This window comes from Flagellimonas beolgyonensis, from assembly GCF_003992615.1.
GTDB classification, from domain to species: domain Bacteria; phylum Bacteroidota; class Bacteroidia; order Flavobacteriales; family Flavobacteriaceae; genus Flagellimonas; species Flagellimonas beolgyonensis.
In genome coordinates, this window is record NZ_RZMY01000006.1 from 363,130 (window position 1) to 382,195 (window position 19,066).

Genomic DNA, 19,066 nt, shown 5'->3' on the forward strand with positions numbered 1-19,066 from the left:
TTGAAAATTTTAACAAAAAAAATGATGATAGGTCGACTTTACGTCTAGAATTGTGCATTGTAGACAATGAGGCTATTAGAAGAAAATGGTCAATTGTGCACGTAATCGTTTTAACGCCTTGGCCATGTGCACCTCAACTGTTTTGATGGAAATATGGAGACGGTCGGAGATTTCCTGATATTTGAGCCCTTCCTTTTTACTCATAATAAAGACCTTCTTACATTGTTCAGGCAAATTTTCAATTTCTTGTTCCACCATTTTAAGTTTTTCCTCAAAGAGTGAGGCATCCGTATCCACTAAATCCAAATAGGCGGCATGTTTGAGGTTTTCAAGGAGTTCAAACTCCTTTTTCTTTTTTCGCTTGGTATCCACAAATTGATTGTAGGCTATCCTGAAAATGTATTGCTTAAGCTTACCCTCCTGCAAATTCAGATTTTCCCTGTTGTCCCATAACTTTATGAAGGTTTGTTGGGCGATATCCTCGGCCAACTTGGCATTCCCTGAAATTGCCTGGATGTAATTACAAAGGTCTTTATGGTATAGTTTGAACACTTGTTTAAAGGCATTGGAGTTTCCTTCTTTCAATTGTCCAATCAGCAGATCCTCATCGAAAATTAGTTTTCGGTTCATTTTTAGCCTTTCTTTTAGAATGAAACATCAACAAAACATGATCGATCAAAGAATGTTGACATTGCCATTCGCGTTCTACACATTCAGCATAGAGATAGTACAAATTGATTTGTACAATACCTATGATTTATAAGAAAGTACCTTAATGGTCCAACGGACCGAATTCCCTTCAATAAGGTGGCAAAAGACCATTTTATTGAGGTGTCGATTTGAAAAAACCAATAGAAGTATTACCAAAAAACATCAACAAATTATAAAAAAAACTTTACATATGACGTTTTTACGGAAAAAATGAAAACGTTTTCGTTAACTGAGAACATTGGCTGTTATCTCCCGTTCCTGAAAATTGAAACTCTTTTAATGAATTGTATTCTAGGACCACAAGCCCTACGTTTACACCAAATAGGTCCAAAATTTAATGAAAAAGGTAAATTGAAAAATATAGAGGTTTGATCCCGTTTTACTCCTTCTCCTTTTTTAAGACCGCCAACGGTGAATTGCGAACAATACCAATACTGTTCCCTACTCCCAACGCAAATACCAACAGCGTAATTGCCGGAAGAATGATCAAAAATGGTATGGATGATGGGGCAAAAGTGGTCTCAAAAAGCATCCAGGCCAAAAGGGAACTGCCCAATACTGCCAACAACACACCCATAAAAGCGCCTAAAAAGCCAAGAATGGCATATTCGATAGCAATCATTTTTAAAATCTGTGCCCCTTTAGCTCCCAAGGTCCGCAACAGTGCGCCTTGTTTTACACGTTGGTGCTTACTGCTATAAATGGCGCCCATGAGCACCGCTACACCCACAAATATGCTGAAGAAGGCCATAAAATTGATCACCCAGCCAATCTTTCCCAAAATTTCCTCCAAAAGACTAAGGATCCGTTTCAGGTCCAGGATGGAAACATTGGGAAATTCCCGAACCAATTGTTGTTGCAGTTTGGCCGAGCCTTCATCGCTATTTGTTCGGGTGGTCATTACCCCAAATTGCGGTGCATTTTCCAGTACTCCTGCTGGGAACACAATGGAAAAATTGGGCTGCAACCTACTCCAATCCACTTCACGGATACTACGAACTTCCGTATTCATGATCCTGCCCTGAACATTGAAGGCCACTGGATCACCAACGGTGACCTTGGCCATATTTGCAAAATCATTGCTTATCGAAATTGGGATGTCGGCATTCTTTTCCACATTGGAAACCCATTCCCCATGCAACAAACGCTCCGAATTGATCATACTATCGCGATAGGTGACTCGGAATTCATGGTTCAAGATCCAACGATTCACTTGCGACGTGGAATCTGAGCGAATTTCGTTTACCGGTCTACCCTTAATGGATTCCACCCGCATGGTAACAATGGGAATCTTATCGATAACGGGAATTCCCGAAGATTCGATGGTCTTTGCCACAGCATCCACCTGTTGGGTCTGGATGTCCATCAAAATCATATTGGCGCTATTGGCCCGATCTTCAATGGCCGCTTTCTCCAAAAGCATATCTTTTGTAAAGTAGAGCGTGCTGATCAGAAAGGTGCCAATGCCGATGGCCAATACCAACACCAATGTTTGGTTTTGTGGTCTGAATAAGTTCTTCAAACTCTGGCGTGCAATGAATCCCCAGGAATGAGGGAAAAACTTTTTCAATAGCCACATGAACAAATTCGCTATACCGGTAAGGATCAAATAAACCAATAAAAGTCCCACCACAAAAAATAAGGAGCGTTGAAAATTACCCAATAGCCAAAATGAAAAGCTGAATACAAATAGTACAATGCCAAATCCCACTGCCGTGATCGCCAATTTGGAGCGCGACCTGTTTTCTTGTACCACCCGCAACGCCTCAAGGGGTGAAACATACAACGTCTTCATTAGGGGGTACAATGCAAAAAGTACTGACATGGCAAGACCAAGTGAAAGTCCCAATAAAATACTTTGCAGGGACAAGGTGATGCCCACTTCCACCGGAATTAGGTCACCTAGCAACACTGGGAACAATTGTTGGAGCAGATAACCGAAAAGGGTGCCCAATAGGCCTCCCACGATGCCCATACAGGCAATCTGAATAAAAAAGATGAGGTAACTCTGTTTTTTGGAGGCTCCCAAACACTTGAGCACTGCAATGGATTTCAATTTCATCTGCACATAGATGCCCATACCACTGGCAATACCAACACAACCCAACAACAGGGCTATAAACCCGACCAAATTAAGAAACTTTCCAAAGTTTTCGTAGCGCCTTCCCATGCGTCTGGCCTCGGAAAGGTGCGTGTCCAAATCCGCTTGTTCTGCATCCAAAATAGGCCCAAGCTCATCATTCAGCATTTCCAAGTCTTGGTTTTCGTCCGATTGAAAATAGTATTTGTAGTCAATTCGGCTTCCTGTCTGGATCAATCCAGTGGCATCAATATATTCCAAAGGAATAAGCACAGGTGGTGCAATGGCTCCGAATACTGATGTGCTGCCTGGTACGGTTTCCAAAGCTCCAGCTATGGGCAGCGTAATGGCCCCCAATTTAATGCTATCCCCTGCTTTTAAACCAAATTGGAGCATGGTGGTGGCATCCACCAAGGCTTCTCCTTTTCGGAAACTATTTACCGCAGCTGTTGGTTCGGTTTCCAAATCCCCATAAAAGGGAAAACCGGTTTCCACTCCCCTAACTTCCAATAGTTTGGTGCCCTCATTACCTGGAAAGGAGGCCATGGACAAAAAATTGATTTCCCTGGCATCGGCCCCACCCAAAGAATCGATAATGCCTTGCACTTTTTCGTTCACGGGCTTATCACTTTCAATAAGAAAATCGGCGCCTAAAAGTTCTTTCGATTGTTGGGCTATATTTTCTTTCAACAATCGGCTAAACGATTGTACACTTACCACAGCGGCCACGCCAAGAGTTATGGAGAAAACGAACAATAAAAGTTTACCGTAACTCGCCTTGCCATCGCGCCATGCCATTTTCAATAGCCACAAAAACCCTGCTTTGTTTTCCTTGTCCATGATCAACCTATGGTTTCTTCGATTTTCCCGGATCTTAATCGTATGCTTTTGTCCGTTTTTTGGGCCAGTTCCAGATCATGGGTCACGATTACCAGGGCCGTACCTTGTTCTTTGTTGAGATCAAAAAGCAACTGTTCTATTTTCGTCCCGGTTTCATCATCGAGGTTACCCGTGGGTTCATCAGCAAAAAGGATGGATGGTTGGTTGGCAAACGCACGGGCCAAAGCCACACGTTGTTGCTCCCCACCGGATAATTGGGATGGGTAATGACTGGCCCGATCGGCCAACCCCACCTTTGCCAATAACTCCTTTCCTTGATCCATCGCTTTTTTAACCCCTCGTAATTCCAAGGGCACAACAACATTTTCCACGGCGGTTAAGGTTGGCAGCAATTGAAAGTCCTGAAAAACAAAACCTACATTTTGATTTCGCAAAAGCGCCCTGCCATCTTCATCCAAATCGACCAAATTTTGACCACACAACCATATTGCACCTTCATCGGTGGTATCCAAACCTGCACAAAGCCCAAGCAAGGTGGTCTTGCCGCTGCCCGAAGGACCCACAATGGCAAAGGTTTCACCACTGTTTACTTCAAAGGAAACTTTATTGAGAACATGGAGGTCATGGTCGCCACTCCGATAGGTTTTAGAGAGGTTTTCAACTTTTAATATCTTTGACATAACACGCGTTTGGTTGAATTTTTCAAAATACTAAATTAGATCATGACCAAGAAAGCCCCATACCCTCATAGGCCGTTAATGTTTTGTTATTTTTTGTTCGTCCTTTTTTGGGGTTGTGGTGAAAAAAACAACACAACGAAGAATTCCACGGACAAGACCGATAGCGTGATTCAGGTGGATGAACCCACCGTATCCACAAAAAAAATTCTCTTTTTCGGTGACAGTCTTACCGCGGGATATGGCTTGGAAGTGAGCCAAGCTTTTCCTGCATTGATACAACAAAAATTGGATTCCCTTGGATTGGATTACACTGTGATCAATGCCGGACTCAGTGGAGAGACCACGGCAAGTGGCAAAAATCGATTGGACTGGGTATTGGAGGACGATATCGACATCATTATCATAGAACTCGGCGCCAATGATGGATTGCGGGGTATTCCCTTGGCTGAAACAAAATCCAATTTAGAAACTATGGTCGAAATGGTCCGGACCAAACTGCCCAATGCTGAAATAATTTTGGCCGGTATGAAGATTCCGCCGAATATGGGACCGGAATACACAGCCGAATTTGAAGGCATCTTCCCAAATCTTGCATCGGCGGAAAAAGTACACCTCATTCCCTTTCTTTTGGAAGATGTGGCCGGTATTCCCGAACTCAATCAAGGTGATGGGATACACCCCACGGTAGAGGGCCAAAAAATAGTGGCCCAAAATGTTTGGGATATTCTGGGCCCACTACTTTAATTTTAATTGTCAACGTAATTTCATGGTCTGTGGATCCCATTCCACAATTTTCTTGCTGAAATAACTTTCGTTGCACGACAAAGCCGGGGCTGCCGCCCTGAAACCGAATTCGGCATCTTCCACTACTTGGGTTCCGTTTCGGATGGCATCAAAGAAGTTCGTAAAATGGTCCACGTGGGAACTATAGCCCTCCGGGGCTTTATAGATGATGTCCCCAATCGGCTTACGCTTGGTCTGTTCAGGGCTCCATTTGGCATTGTACGCCTTTGTCAGTTCCTCTTGCATGCTTTTGGGGAACGTAAACAGGGAGTCGTAGCCGCCAAAACCTGGTGCTTCGGGCATCACACTACGCTTTAGGGTAATATCGTCGCCATTTATGGTAATGACCCCTTCGGAGCCGATCAATTCGATGACTTCCTGTCCACCTGTTCCACTGATGAAATTCACCCTGAGGTTCAATTGAAACGCTGGGTGTTCCTCACTATCGGGATACTGCATCACCCCGGACATAACGTCGGGCAGGTTACGGCCATCCTTCCAATAGCTTAATTGGCCGGTACTGAAAATAGTCTCTGGTCCTTTGGAATTGGTCATAAAATGGGTGCCGCTCAGCAAATGGATGTACAGGTCGCCTGCCACACCGGTACCCAATTCCTTGTAGGCCCTCCACCAAAAGAATTTTTTGGCATCGAATGGTATTTTATCGGTGATTTCGATAAAGGTTTCCCAATCCGTGGTCGATGGGTCGGCATCGTTGGGGATGGTGTATTCCCACGCACCTATGGAACTCTGTCTGTCCCATGCGGCATTCACCATGTTCAACGCCCCAATTTCACCCGATGCAAGTAGTTCTTTCGCCTTGGCATAACCCACACTGCTCACCCGCTGGCTGCCCACCTGAAATACTTTGCCCGAGTTTTTGGCCGCTTCCATAATCGGGTAGCCTTCGTCTATTTTATAGATCATGGGCTTTTCAATGTATACGTGCTTGCCTTTTGCCAAGGCATCAAGGGCAATGCGTGCATGCCAAATATCAGTGGTACAGATCAAAACGGCATCAATGTCTTCCTTGTCCAAAAGATTCTTGTAGTTTCTGGTGGTAAACATATCCTTGCCAAATTGTTCCTTGGCCTTTTCGACCCTTCCCGTATATAGATCGCAAATACCCGCCAATTCGACCCCAGGAACCTTAAGGGCGGAGTTCAAATCAAAATGTCCCTGCACCCCATAACCAATGACCCCAATACGAATCGTATCATTGGCTGTAAAATTTCTTTCGTAGCGTAAAATGCGTTCCTCCGCTTTTTCCTCGGCAGCAAAAGATGCAAAGGGAGTGGCTGCAGAAGCTAAGGTAGTCGCCCCTATTTGACGCAAAAACCGCCTTCTGGCATTTTTATTGTTCTTCATTGTTAAGTGATTTGTTTTATGATGTTTAGTTAATTGAGTAGCTGACAAATGCAATTTTCTTACTGTCTGGACTCCAAGACGGAACATTGATGGTTCCTTGTCCACCGAAAAATTCAGGGGTTAAATCCTTGATTTCCTTGGTCTCCAAATTCATCAAACGAAGTTTGACCTGCTTTCCGAATAAATGGGCTTCTTTTTGATCGGAGGTATAAGCAATGTAAACGATCCATTTCCCGTCAGGTGAAGGATGTGGAAACCAGTTGGAGTTTTCATCAAAAGTCAATTGTTCTGGTTTGGACCCATTGGCCCGCATACGCCAGATTTGCATATGTCCTGTGCGATAGGAGTTGAAATAGATATACTTTCCGTCGGGTGAATATTCAGGTCCATCATCCAGTCCGAGGGTTTTGGTCAGTCTTTTTTCTTTGCCGCCATTAATATCGATGGTGTAAACATCGTAATTGCCGATGCGTTCCGCACAATAGGACAGTGTCTTTCCATCGGGCGACCATCCGTGCCAATAGGAAGGCACCTGATCGGTAATTTTTCTAGGGGTACCTCCAGAAATGGGCATGACATACATGGCCGATTTATACAATTTTGGTGATGGGTCGGAAGTATCATTGTGGCTGATGGCCAACCATTGGCTGTCTGGCGAAATGCCATGGTCGTTATTGCATTTATCGGCAAAATCCGAATCCAATACCTTTAAAGCTTTGGTGGCAAGATCGAGCGTAAATAATTTTCCCCTGCTATTTACGATCAAATAATCATCAGGGTGCCAATTGGGCGCCTCAAAATGCTCTTTTAAGGATAGAATTGTCTCAATGCGACCTGTTGTAATATCCACAGTTTGTATGTGACTTGTTGTATCTATTTTGGAGTCTTTTTTGATGGGGTCAAAAGCGATAATGGACTGTCCTACCAATTTCCAATTCCCGTCCACCTTTTCCAACATCCGCATTTCATAGGTCGAGGTCTCCTTGCCAAATTTATCTATCGACAATTCATCATGGCTTACCCAAGCTCGATCCGCTCCGATGCTCAACTTATAGTTGGAATGGATGGCTAAGCCGCCATTGCCGAACATGGTGGGTGGCAGGTCGATGATCGTGGAAACCGGAACATCGATAGCCCTGCCATCTGCTGTTGCCACCAAAATGCGACCATATGGCCGTTCTTGCCAACAAGCTGCATGGCCTTCAATATCGCCCATTCGCCAGGTCAACGATTCCCTTTCCAGTAATTGGACGATAGCCAAGGAATCATTTTGAATTTGACCATACCCTTGAAAAAAAAGTGTGGTACTAAATAGGAATAGGAAATACCTGCGCATGAAAATCCATAACTGGGCAACTCCCACCGGCTGGTGAGCAAGCGCATTTTTTGCCATTTTTATGTTTGTTTAGTTGATTGCTACCTGCAACTTACGGAATAAAAATCAGTTTTTTCCCATCTTCACAAAAGGACAAGACAAGACTTATTTTCTAAAATACCCAGCACGGGCCATGACAAATCATGATATGATTTTATTGGTAACATTTCTTCCCAAACCTATATCAAAGGGAATGAATAGTTGGATTTATAACCTTTATAAACAGATTTGGAACGACATTTCCAATCCAATCATCGTATACTGCATTCAGGGTTTTGCAGAAAATTTAAAAAGGGTCCTTGAAAAATAGGTTTCGCCCGGATTCAAGCGAACACTGGGGAAACTGGGTTGATTCGGGCTATCCGGAAAGTGTTGAGTTTCCAAACAAAATCCCGCCCGTTTTCCAAAAACATTGCCTTTTTTACCCGAAAACGTGCCATCCAAAAAGTTACCGCTATACAGCTGGACACCGGGTTCGTTCGAATACACTTCCAAGAACCGTCCCGACTCTGGGTGGTGCACATAACCAATCCGTCCAAAGCCATCTTCCCTTTCATTTAACACCCAACAATGATCGTAACCCTTTCCCAATTTCAATTGATCGTTGTCCAATTGGATATCTTTTCCAATGGGTTTGGGTTGCTTAAAATCAAATGGGGTCCCTGCAACCGGAGCAATTTCCCCGGTCGGGATCAAACCGTCGTCCACGGGCAAATAGGCATCGGCATGCAAAACCAGTTCGTGGTCTTCAATGCTTTGGGAAAAATCCCCGGAAAGATTGAAATAGCTGTGTTGAGTAAGATTTACAATGGTTGGTTTATCGGTGCTGGCCTCATATTGAATGTCCAGTGCATTTTCAGGAGTCAAGGCGTAGGTTACCTTTACTTCCAAATTACCCGGATAACCTTCCTCCCCATCTGGGCTGGTATAGGTCAGTTCCAAAACTGCACCTGTTTTGGTGACCTTGGGTGTAGCTTTCCACACTACCTTGTCGAACCCCTTATTACCGCCATGCAGGTGGTTTTCACCATCGTTTAGGGCCAATGTATAGGTTTCTCCCTCCAAAGTGAAGGTGCCCTTGGCAATTCGATTGGCATACCTGCCCACCAATGCACCAAAAAATGGGTTGCCCTCCACGTAGGATTCCAAATCTTCAAAACCAAGAACCACATCCTGGTATTGTCCATTCTTGTCGGGAGCGGTCCAACGAGTAATGATGCCGCCATAGGTAATCACGTCCACCTCCATGCCTTGGGCATTAATCAAGGTGAATTTTTCCACTATGGATCCATCGGGCATTTTCCCAAAAATGCTTTTGCTGAAAAAATTGCTGTGTTGTTGGGTGTTTTCGGTTTCCATAAAAGATTCGGTCTCCCTTTTGTTTTGCTTACAAGCCAAAATTACCAGAGTCAGCAGCAAAACAAAGCAAAATAATTTTAGGTAAGAAATCCCATTGGGCTTTACCATTCCCTTCTCCACTTTGATTTTTAAATGCTTCCTGATAAATGTCATTAAATGAACATCTTAGTTTCAATAATTTTAAGAAAATTTCCTAACAATTCCATGGTTCCCAATTGTTAGACAAAATTTATTACAATGGACACCGATCAAATCAATACCAAGTTCGAGCAGGCTGATCAATTTCTTGAGGCGGCCCAAAGTGAATTGAATCGACCAGCAGAAGATGTGGTACCATATATGGTATGCAGAAGTGCCCGAAAATCCATATCCCATTATTTAAAAGGGTTTCTATTAAAACACGGGAATAATTTCAACGAGGAAGATACCGTGGAAAACTTATTGGACAAATGCCGAACCATCAGCAGCACATTCCACAGTTTTGATTTGGGCCCCATCACATTTTCTAGGGACGATGAATACAGTGCAGAATACAGTCGTATGAAAAGCTGCATTGACCTGGCCTCCTATGCCAAACAACTGGCAGGAGTCCCAAACCAAAAATTTTGAAAGCGTACCTCACTTATATACCACAACATTAATCCTCATATTATGAGCCAGTCAGTCCTGCAGAAAATTGGAATTCAAAAAGACGTAACAAAGAGCAAAGACAAAAAATCATCCAAATATAAATATCCCGGAAAACCGGTTGCGATGGACGGAAACACGGCCGCCATTATGTGCGAACGTGAATCCACAGATGCGGCGGGGGCATTTCCCATTACCCCATCCACACAGATGGGTGAGTATTGGGCAGATGCGGCTGCCAAAGGCCATTTGAACATTTCCGGAAAACCGCTGATTTTTATTGAACCCGAAGGGGAGCACGCCGCAGCAGCGGTCACGGCTGGTCTTTCCATGACAGGGTTGCGGGCTTCCAACTTCTCATCTGGGCAAGGTATTGCCTACATGCACGAATCCCTTTATGCCGCCGTGGGTAAACGCCTAACCTACGTCTTGAACATCGGAGCACGTGCCATGACCAAATCGACACTGAACGTACACGCGGGCCATGACGATTACCATGCCATTGATGACACCGGGTTTTTCCAAATGTTTGCAAAAAAGGCACAGCATGTTGCCGACCTTAATATTATAGCACACCGCATTGCTGAACTGGCACTTACCCCCGGCATCATCGCGCAGGATGGGTTCTTGACCACACACTTGATCGAATCCTTCCTTTTGCCCGAACGCGAATTGATCAAAGAATATTTGGGCAGACCGGACGATATCATCAAAACTCCTACTCCGGCCCAACGCATCATATACGGCGAGACACGTCGCCGAATTCCCGAATTGTGGGATGTGGACAACCCTGTGATGGCCGGCATTGTACAAAACCAGGATTCCTACATGCAGAGCGTTGCCGCCCAACGTCCGTTCTTCTTCGATCACATCCAAGAGTTGACCGATCGCGCTTTTGATGAATATTTTGAGCTGACCGGAAGGAAATACCAACGAGTGATGACCTATAAGGCCGATGACGCCGATTACCTGATTTTGGGTCAGGGAAGTTTGGTGCCCAGTGCCGAAGCCGTTGTTGACTATTTGCGTGAAACTCGCGGCATAAAAGTGGGTGTGGTGGACCTTGTCATGTTCCGCCCATTCCCATCCGATATGCTTGGTGAGATCTTGAAAGGCAAAAAAGCGGTCACCATTTTGGAACGTTTGGACCAACCATTGGCCGTGGATTCTCCCATCACTCGAGAAGTCCGTTCTGTTTTGAACAAGTGTGTTGAAAATGGTAGGGACAAAAAAAATAAAGCCTATCCGGAATTGACCTCCTATTCCATTTCCGAAATGCCCGCCATTTATTCGGGATCCTTCGGAATGGGTAGCCGGGATTTGCAACCCGAGGGTATTATTGGGGCCATAGAAAATATGTTGCCCGATGGCAAACACAAAAAACAGTTCTACCTCTCCATAGATTTTATTCGGGAAATCCCCCACTCCCCCAAACAAAAAGCCTATCAGGAGTCCATTCAAGAATCGTATCCCAAGGTAAAGGAATTGTCCGTCAGGGGTTCCGAAAACCCCAACCTGATGCCTAAAGATGCCATTACGGTCCGCTTCCACTCCATTGGCGGATGGGGCGCTATCACAACAGGTAAGAACCTTGCCATGACCTTGTATGAATTATTGGGCTATAACATTAAGGCCAACCCAAAATACGGTTCGGAGAAAAAAGGACAACCCACCACTTATTATTTGGCGGCTTCCGCTGAGCCCATTCGGATAAATTGCGAGTATTATTTTGTGGATGTAGTGCTTTCCCCCGACCCCAATGTATTTAAACACACCAATGCACTGGCCGGTTTGAAAAAGGGAGGAAACTTCATTATTCAAAGTGATAAACAAACACCTGACGAAGTTTGGGCCGATATTCCAGAACACTACCAAAAAATGATCATCAACAATGATATTCATGTGTTCTATATCGATGGCTTTAAAATTGCCCGTGAAGAGGCCACCGACCCCGAATTGCAGTTACGTATGCAAGGCATTGCCTTCCAAGGGGCATTTTTCGCCGCCTCTCCTTTAATGGAAAAATCCGGTTTGTCCGATGAAAAATTATTGAAGGCCATTGAAGACCAATTACAGCATAAGTTTGGATCGAAGGGCCAACGCGTGGTTGATGACAACATGCGCGTGGTCAAACGTGGCTTTGATGAAGTCCATGAAATTACCAACAAAGTTTTGGGTGCCGGACACAAGGCCAATGGCAGTGTAAAAGAAACCCTTCCCATTCCAAGGCTGATGAAAGAAATCCCACAAAGTGAATCACAGCTCAGTGATATCCATCGTTTTTGGGAGCAGACCGGTAATTTCTACTTGCAAGGAATGGGCAACGACAACCTTACCGATCCATTTATCGGTTTAAGTGTGATGCCCGCTGTAACCTCCGTGTTCCGAAACATGACCGGAATTCGGTTTGAACATCCCCAATGGATTCCAAACAATTGTACCGCGTGTGGAAATTGCTATACCATTTGTCCCGATACGGCCATTCCAGGATTGGTGAGTGAAGTATCCGATGTTTTCGACACCATCGTGAAACGTGTCAAAAACAACCACGGTAAGGTGGAACATTTGCCCAAAGCAGTCCGTAAAATGGAAGGGCATGTTAGAAAATTGTTTGCTTCCTCCAAAAATGGAGCCACAGTAAATGACTTTATGCAACATGCCATAGATATGACCTTGGACGAACTGGGCAACAGCAAGGAAATGACCCAGGAATTTGATTGGTTCAAGGAAGAGTTGGGCGAATTCAATTTTGCATTGACCCGGCCTTACTACGATCTGCACGAGAAAAAAGAAGCAAACAGTGGCGGATTATTCAGTATCACCATCAATCCGAACACTTGTAAGGGATGTATGGAATGTGTAGACGTTTGTAACGATGATGCATTGATCAAAATACCACAGACCGAAGGATCTATTGCCAAACTGAACAAAGAATGGGATTTCTGGTTGGACTTGCCCAATACCCCACAAAAATTCAATCGCATCGATGACCTTGAAGAAAAAATAGGTCCGCTGGAAACCATCCTGTTGAACAAAGATGCCTACTTGAATTTTGCCAGTGGCGATGGTGCCTGTTTGGGTTGTTCCGAAAAATCCGTGGTGCATATTTTTACTGCTACCGTGGAATCCCTTATGCAACCACGCATAGAAAAACATATGGCCTACTTGGAAGAGTTGACCGACAAACTGGAAAAACACATCCAAGGAAAATTGATGGAGCGTGTGAACTTGGCCGATTCGGATACCATGGCCAAAATCGTTTCCGAAATGCAAAATTCGGATTTGACCATGTCGGAAATCACCCGAAGACTGGAATCTGAACATGGAGGCGAACCCATTGATCAAGAATGGTTGCGCAACGTGACCCAACTACTGGCTCAATTGAACAGATTGAAATGGAAATACACCAATGGCACCACCGGAAAGGGTCGTTCCAACATGGGTATTCTCAATTCAACAGGTTGTTCCTCTGTTTGGGGCAGTACCTGGCCGTTCAACCCCTATCCCTTCCCTTGGGCCAACCATTTGTTCCAAGATTCACCTTCCATGGCGATGGGTGTATTTGAAGGACATATGGCCAAAATGGCCGATGGTTTTAGAACCATCCGTAAGGCGGAATTGGAACTGGCAGGCAAATACAATCCATCGGAACATGACGATTTCTTCACCTATTTTACTTGGAAACAATTTACGGATGAAGAATGGTTACTCTGTCCTCCCGTGGTAACCTTGGGCGGTGATGGTGCCATGTACGATATCGGCTTCCAAAACCTATCCCGTATGATGGCTTCGGGCAAACCGATCAAAGTCATCATTTTGGATACCCAGGTGTATTCCAATACGGGTGGACAAGCCTGTACATCCGGATTTATCGGTCAAGTTTCCGATATGGCCCAATACGGCAAGGTGTGGAAAGGCAAAAGCGAGCCTCGAAAAGAAATAGGTCTTATTGCCATGGCACACCGAAACACCTATGTGATGCAGGCCACCTTGGCGAACACCAGCCAAATGATCGAAGGATTCATCGACGGATTGATGACCAAGCGACCTGCATTGTTCAACCTATACACCACTTGTCAACCCGAACATGGTGTAGCTGACGATAAAGGGGCCAACCAAGCCAAATTGGCGGTCGAATCCAGGGCCTATCCCCTTTTCAGATACAATCCCGACAATGGTATAAAAGCACGTGAAGCATTTGATCTATCAGGAAACCCTGCCATAGACCAAATCTGGCCCACTTATGATTTGAAATATTTGGAGTACGGCCAGGAACGCACCATGCAATTGCCGATGACCTTTGCGGACTTTGCGTTGACAGAAGCACGATTCAGAAAACACTTCAGAAAAGTGCCTCGCAGCGCTTGGAATGATAATATGATGCCTTTGGTGGACTTTTTGGAGTTGGATGAAAACGGACGTGAAGGCAAGTTCCCCTACATCTGGGCTGTGGACAGAAGTCAGAAACTCAGCCGGGTTTTGGTGGCCAAACCCATAGTGGAATCCTGTGAGGAACGCAGGGATTTCTGGTTGATGCTGCGAGACATTGCAGGAGCCGAACCCGAAAAACAAGAAGAAGAAAACCTCGAAGAAAAAATACGGACCGAGGTGGTCAGTAATATCGCCCAAGGATTGATACAATTGGCAGGAGGCAATGGCAACGGCTTATTGAAAATGGCATTGTCCCAACCAGCCAAGACCGAAGACGTGGACGTTGCTGAAAAACCATCGAATGGGGAATATATGGCACCGTGGTTGGAAACCGATGAATGCAGCTCTTGTGATGAGTGCATTAAACTCAACGCAAACATTTTTGCATACAACGAAAACAATAAGGCCTATATCAAAAATCCGAAGGCCGGACCTTATGAGGACTTGGTAAAAGCCGCGGAAAAATGTACAGCTGGGGTTATTCATCCAGGATTACCGGCCGAACGTTCTGCAAAAGATATTGAGAAATGGATAAGTCGAGCTGAAAAGTATAATTGATATACCTATAGCATAATGGCGCTTTTCAATCTTCATAAGAACACGTTCAAGCACGGAATACATCCTCCCGAAAGTAAGGACGAAACAAGTGGACTGCCCATAAGACAGTTTGCTTTTGCTCCAGTCATTATTTTACCGATGGCCCAGCATATTGGTGCTCCTTCGGAAATAGTGGTAAGGGAGGGTCAGGAAGTGCAGCGGGGCCAATTATTGGCCAAGGCCAATGGCTTTGTGTCAGTTCCCCTGCATGCCCCTGTTTCGGGAAAAGTGCGGAAAATTGCCAATGTTCCGACGATATCGGGTAAGATGTCAACCGGTATTTATCTGGAAGCTTTTCCTTTTTCAACCCAAGAAGTATTGGAAGGAAATCCGATAGATCCAGATACGGCCACACCCGAAGAAATTTTGCAAGGCATCCAGGATGCCGGAATTGTAGGGTTGGGTGGTGCCGCCTTTCCGACCCATGTCAAATTGAAAATTCCGGAAGGGAAAACATGCGAAACCCTGATCATCAACGGTGTGGAATGTGAGCCCTATCTAACCACGGACCACCGGGTTATGCTTGAGCAGGAAGCCGACATTTTTATGGGTATCAAATACTTGTTGAAAGTGACGGGAGCGGAAAGGGCTATTATCGGTATTGAGGCCAACAAGCAAGATGCCGCCGATCATTTGACGAAACATCTCCCCAAGGATTTGCCCGTTACGGTGCAGGTGCTACCGGTAAAATATCCGCAAGGGGCCGAAAAAATGTTGATCACCTCCATTCTGGGAACAGAAATCCCTTCGGGCAAACTGCCCATAGAAGTGGGAGCTGTGGTGGTCAATGTGGCCACCACGGCTGAAATAGGTCGATTGTTGCCCCATGGTCGCGGTATTCAGGAACGTGTGATTACCATTACTGGACCCGGGGTAAAAAAGAAGGGCAACTATCTGATTCCTGTAGGAACGCCTTTGCGATTTGTTTTGGAACAAGTAGGTGTTGATGAGGAAATCAGTGAGGTGTATATGGGTGGCCCGATGATGGGGATGGCCGTTTCCAATTTGGACATTTCCATCGTGAAGGGTACCTCCGGTATTTTGGTATTCACCAAAAAAGAGGTCAACCGACCAACCACCATTTACCCCTGCATCAAATGTGGTGCTTGTGTAGATGCCTGTCCCATTTTATTGAATCCTTCAAAACTGGGGATTTTGGCAAAATTTGAGGCGTATGACGAAATGGTATCGGATTTTAACCTCATGGATTGCTTTGAATGTGGTTCCTGCACCTATGTCTGTCCGTCCCACATTCCATTGGTACAGTATTTCAGACAGGCAAAACGGATAGTTCGAAAACGGGAAGCCGAAAAAAAAGAGAAAGCCCATGCTTAAAAAAACCTTGGATATCAGCACATCGCCACACATCTTTAAAGGGCGAAGCACAAACCAAATCATGAAAAATGTGGTTTGGGCCTTGTTACCCGTAGTGTTTTTCTCTGTGTATTCCTTTGGAATAAACGCCTTGTTGGTCATTGCCACAGCAACGTTCGCCAGTGTTTTGACCGAACATGTGTTGTGCAAAATTTCCAAAAAAGAGACCACTGTTGGCGATTATTCAGCAGTTATCACCGGGATTTTATTGGGACTCACTTTGCCTCCAAGTTTTCCCTTGTGGATGGCTTTTATTGGCGGTGTAATTGGCATAGCATTGGGTAAGTATATCTTCGGTGGATTGGGCTATAATGTGTTCAATCCGGCCTTGGTTGCTAGGGCTGTTTTGCAAGCTGCCTTTCCCGTGGCTATTACCACTTGGCATCCCGCCTTTCTGCCCGATCGATTTTCATCCGTTGCCAGTTCGATATTGACTTTACCCTTCATGGAACCGAAATTTGATGCCATTTCCGGTGCAACCCCGTTAGCGGCCTTTAAGTTTGATGGCATCACTACTTCAACAGCAGAATTGGCCTTTGGCCAAATCAGTGGCTCCGCTGGTGAAACCAGTGCAGTGATCATCATCTTGGGCGGTCTGTACCTGATTGCCAGAAACATGATGAACTGGCGGATTCCAGTAGCTGTATTGACCAGCGCCTTTGTGTTGAGTGGCATCCTTTATCTGATCAACAGTGAAGTCTATCCCTCCCCTTGGTTCATGTTGTTTTCCGGGGGTCTGATGCTGGGGGCCGTCTTTATGGCAACTGATATGGTCTCGTCTCCAATTACGCCGATCGGTCTATGGATCTATGGTGGCATCATAGGCATTTTGACCATTGTAATCCGGGTTTGGGGCGGTTTATCGGAAGGGGTCATGTACTCCATCCTTTTGACAAATGCCATATCACCGCATATTGATTCGGTCATAAAAAATCGGGTTTATGGAACCCAACAAAAAATGAAAGCCGCATGAGTGAAGCTTCCAACATAAAAATGCAAAACCCTGCGAACAGTAAAAAAATGCTGCTGGCCATGGTCGGGATTGGTGTCATCAGCGCTTTTCTAATCGTGATGTCATTTGAGTTGACGTTGCCCCGGGTAACGCGATTAAAAGCCGAGGCCTTGGAAAAAGCCATTTTTGAAGTACTTCCAGGAACGGTCAACACCCAGGCTTTTGGTGTGGCTGCCGATGGAAAACTCTTCGAAATTCAAGAAGGTGACAAACCCGAAACCACCCTTTATGCTGGCCATGATTCCGATGGAAAATTGGTGGGATATGCCGTGGAAGCATCCGGTCAAGGTTATGCTGACCTCATCCGGGTTTTGTACGGATACGATCCTGCTAAACAAACCATTATAGGATTTCAGGTGTTGGAAAGCAAGGAAACCCCAGGACTTGGTGATAAAATCGCAAAGGACGAACAGTTTCAAAACAATTTTAAGGCATTGGACGTGCGTATTTCTAAAGACGGCCAGCTTCGGAACAAAATAATAACCGTGAAGCAAGGCCAAAAACAAAATGATTGGGAGATCGATGGCATAACAGGAGCCACCATTTCTTCCCGGGCTGTAGGGAATATCCTGGGCGAAAGCACATCAAATGTTGTTCCTGTGCTATACGAAAACTATAAAAAGGAAAGCAATGAGCAATGAAAAACAAAAAGTGACCTCCACCGATGAGTTCATCAAAGGACTCTGGCGCGACAATCCTGTATTTGTACAGGTATTGGGCATGTGCCCAACCTTGGCGGTCACCAATACAGCCGAAAATGCCCTCGCCATGGGTTTGGCCACTGCTTTTGTTTTGTTGATGTCGAACATTTTGGTTTCCCTGTTACGAAATTTTGTGCCCAAACAAGTTCGGATCGCCTCCTACATACTCATCATTGCCACTTTTGTTACGGTAACCGATTATGCCATACAGGCCATCAGTGTGGAGCTGCACAAAAGCTTGGGTGCCTTTATTTCCCTTATCGTGGTCAACTGTTTGATTTTGAGCAGGGCCGAAGCATTTGCTTCGAAAAATTCAGTTGGCAGATCTATTTTGGATGCTTTGGGCATGGGTTTGGGGTTCACATTCGCACTTTTTTGTCTCGGGGCCGTCCGGGAAATACTCGGCAATGGCTCAATTTTCGACATGTCCATTTTCCCAGAAGGCTATCAAAGTTGGATAGTGATGATATTGCCCGCCGGTGGATTTTTCACCTTGGCAGCTTGGTTGTTGGTCATAAATAAGGTACAAACAAAAAAAGCCAAATCATGAATACAGAATCCTTAGGAACCATATTTCTCAATGCTGCCTTGGTCAACAACTTTGTTCTGGCCTATTTCTTGGGCATTTGTCCATTCTTGGGCGTATCGGGCAAAATGGAAACGGCCACCAAAATGGGTGGCGCCGTCATGTTCGTGATGTTGATCAGTTCCATGAGTGCTTATGGCATCCATGCATTTTTGGTTAGTATCAATGCACCGTTTCTCCAATTGATCAGTTACATCGTTGTGATTGCCTCCACGGTTCAATTGGTGGAAATGTTCATTAAGAAAATAAGTCCGGCATTGTTCAAATCACTGGGCATATTTCTCCCATTGATCACCACCAACTGTGCCATACTTGCTGTGGCGTTGTTCCAAACGAGCAAGGGCTACGGATTTTTACAGAGCGTGGTCTATTCCCTTGGTGCTGGCGCAGGATTTATGTTGGCCTTGGTATTGATCGCAGGCATACGGGAACAACTGAATTTTGCCGAAGTACCGAGTATTTCGAAAGGAACGGCATTGACCTTGTTCATCGCTGGCATATTATCACTTTGTTTCATGGGCTTTGCAGGTCTCGGCGCTTAA

General features: G+C 45.1%; 14 protein-coding genes. 8 read left to right on the forward strand and 6 right to left on the reverse strand.

Annotated elements, in window-relative coordinates:
* Nucleotides 1-75: 75 nt before the first annotated feature.
* The 3 genes from EO131_RS05295 to EO131_RS05305 all read right to left on the reverse strand — a co-directional run bounded on the left by EO131_RS05295 (nt 76) and on the right by EO131_RS05305 (nt 4,311).
* Nucleotides 76-630, reverse strand: coding sequence for an RNA polymerase sigma factor (locus EO131_RS05295; RefSeq protein WP_127019622.1), 555 nt, complete (start codon nt 628-630; stop codon nt 76-78).
* 460 nt (nt 631-1,090) lie between these two features.
* Entirely contained in the window at nt 1,091-3,631 is a 2,541-nt protein-coding gene (locus EO131_RS05300; RefSeq protein WP_127019624.1) for an ABC transporter permease, read from the reverse strand.
* 2 nt (nt 3,632-3,633) lie between these two features.
* Entirely contained in the window at nt 3,634-4,311 is a 678-nt protein-coding gene (locus EO131_RS05305) for an ABC transporter ATP-binding protein (protein WP_127019626.1), read from the reverse strand.
* A 78-nt stretch (nt 4,312-4,389) separates the two neighbouring features.
* Between EO131_RS05305 and EO131_RS05310 the strand changes: the two genes are divergently transcribed.
* Nucleotides 4,390-5,055 carry an arylesterase gene (locus EO131_RS05310; protein WP_241243796.1) on the forward strand — a complete coding sequence of 222 codons (666 nt, stop codon included), beginning with the start codon at nt 4,390-4,392 and terminating at the stop codon, nt 5,053-5,055.
* Nucleotides 5,056-5,064: 9 nt separating this feature from the next.
* Here the strand turns inward: EO131_RS05310 and EO131_RS05315 are convergent, their stop codons facing one another.
* The 3 genes from EO131_RS05315 to EO131_RS05325 all read right to left on the reverse strand — a co-directional run bounded on the left by EO131_RS05315 (nt 5,065) and on the right by EO131_RS05325 (nt 9,349).
* Entirely contained in the window at nt 5,065-6,462 is a 1,398-nt protein-coding gene (locus tag EO131_RS05315) for a Gfo/Idh/MocA family protein (protein WP_127019630.1), read from the reverse strand.
* 25 nt (nt 6,463-6,487) lie between these two features.
* Entirely contained in the window at nt 6,488-7,855 is a 1,368-nt protein-coding gene (locus EO131_RS05320; RefSeq protein WP_241243797.1) for a TolB family protein, read from the reverse strand.
* Between the two features lie 249 nt (nt 7,856-8,104).
* Nucleotides 8,105-9,349 (reverse strand): aldose epimerase family protein, encoded by a 1,245-nt coding sequence (locus EO131_RS05325; protein ID WP_241243798.1) that lies wholly within the window; start codon nt 9,347-9,349, stop codon nt 8,105-8,107.
* An 84-nt stretch (nt 9,350-9,433) separates the two neighbouring features.
* Here EO131_RS05325 and EO131_RS05330 point away from each other — a divergent pair, with 84 nt between their 5' ends.
* Genes EO131_RS05330 through EO131_RS05360 form a run of 7 tightly spaced genes read left to right on the forward strand, consistent with a single transcriptional unit; the run spans nt 9,434 to nt 19,066 of the window.
* Complete coding sequence (locus tag EO131_RS05330; RefSeq protein WP_127019632.1) at nt 9,434-9,805, forward strand: HEPN domain-containing protein; 372 nt, start codon at nt 9,434-9,436, stop codon at nt 9,803-9,805.
* A 42-nt stretch (nt 9,806-9,847) separates the two neighbouring features.
* Entirely contained in the window at nt 9,848-14,812 is a 4,965-nt protein-coding gene (locus EO131_RS05335) for a 2-oxoacid:acceptor oxidoreductase family protein (RefSeq protein WP_206512844.1), read from the forward strand.
* 15 nt (nt 14,813-14,827) lie between these two features.
* Nucleotides 14,828-16,186: an electron transport complex subunit RsxC gene (gene rsxC / locus EO131_RS05340; protein ID WP_127019634.1), complete on the forward strand. Its 1,359-nt coding sequence runs from the start codon at nt 14,828-14,830 to the stop codon at nt 16,184-16,186.
* A complete protein-coding gene (locus EO131_RS05345; protein WP_127019636.1) occupies nt 16,179-17,198 on the forward strand; it encodes an RnfABCDGE type electron transport complex subunit D in 1,020 nt (339 codons plus the stop codon). Before rsxC ends, EO131_RS05345 begins: the two co-directional genes overlap by 8 nt.
* Nucleotides 17,195-17,878 (forward strand): RnfABCDGE type electron transport complex subunit G, encoded by a 684-nt coding sequence (locus EO131_RS05350; RefSeq protein ID WP_127019638.1) that lies wholly within the window; start codon nt 17,195-17,197, stop codon nt 17,876-17,878. Before EO131_RS05345 ends, EO131_RS05350 begins: the two co-directional genes overlap by 4 nt.
* Nucleotides 17,868-18,488 carry an electron transport complex subunit RsxE gene (gene rsxE, locus EO131_RS05355; protein WP_127019640.1) on the forward strand — a complete coding sequence of 207 codons (621 nt, stop codon included), beginning with the start codon at nt 17,868-17,870 and terminating at the stop codon, nt 18,486-18,488. Before EO131_RS05350 ends, rsxE begins: the two co-directional genes overlap by 11 nt.
* A complete protein-coding gene (locus EO131_RS05360) occupies nt 18,485-19,066 on the forward strand; it encodes an electron transport complex protein RnfA (protein ID WP_127019642.1) in 582 nt (193 codons plus the stop codon). Before rsxE ends, EO131_RS05360 begins: the two co-directional genes overlap by 4 nt.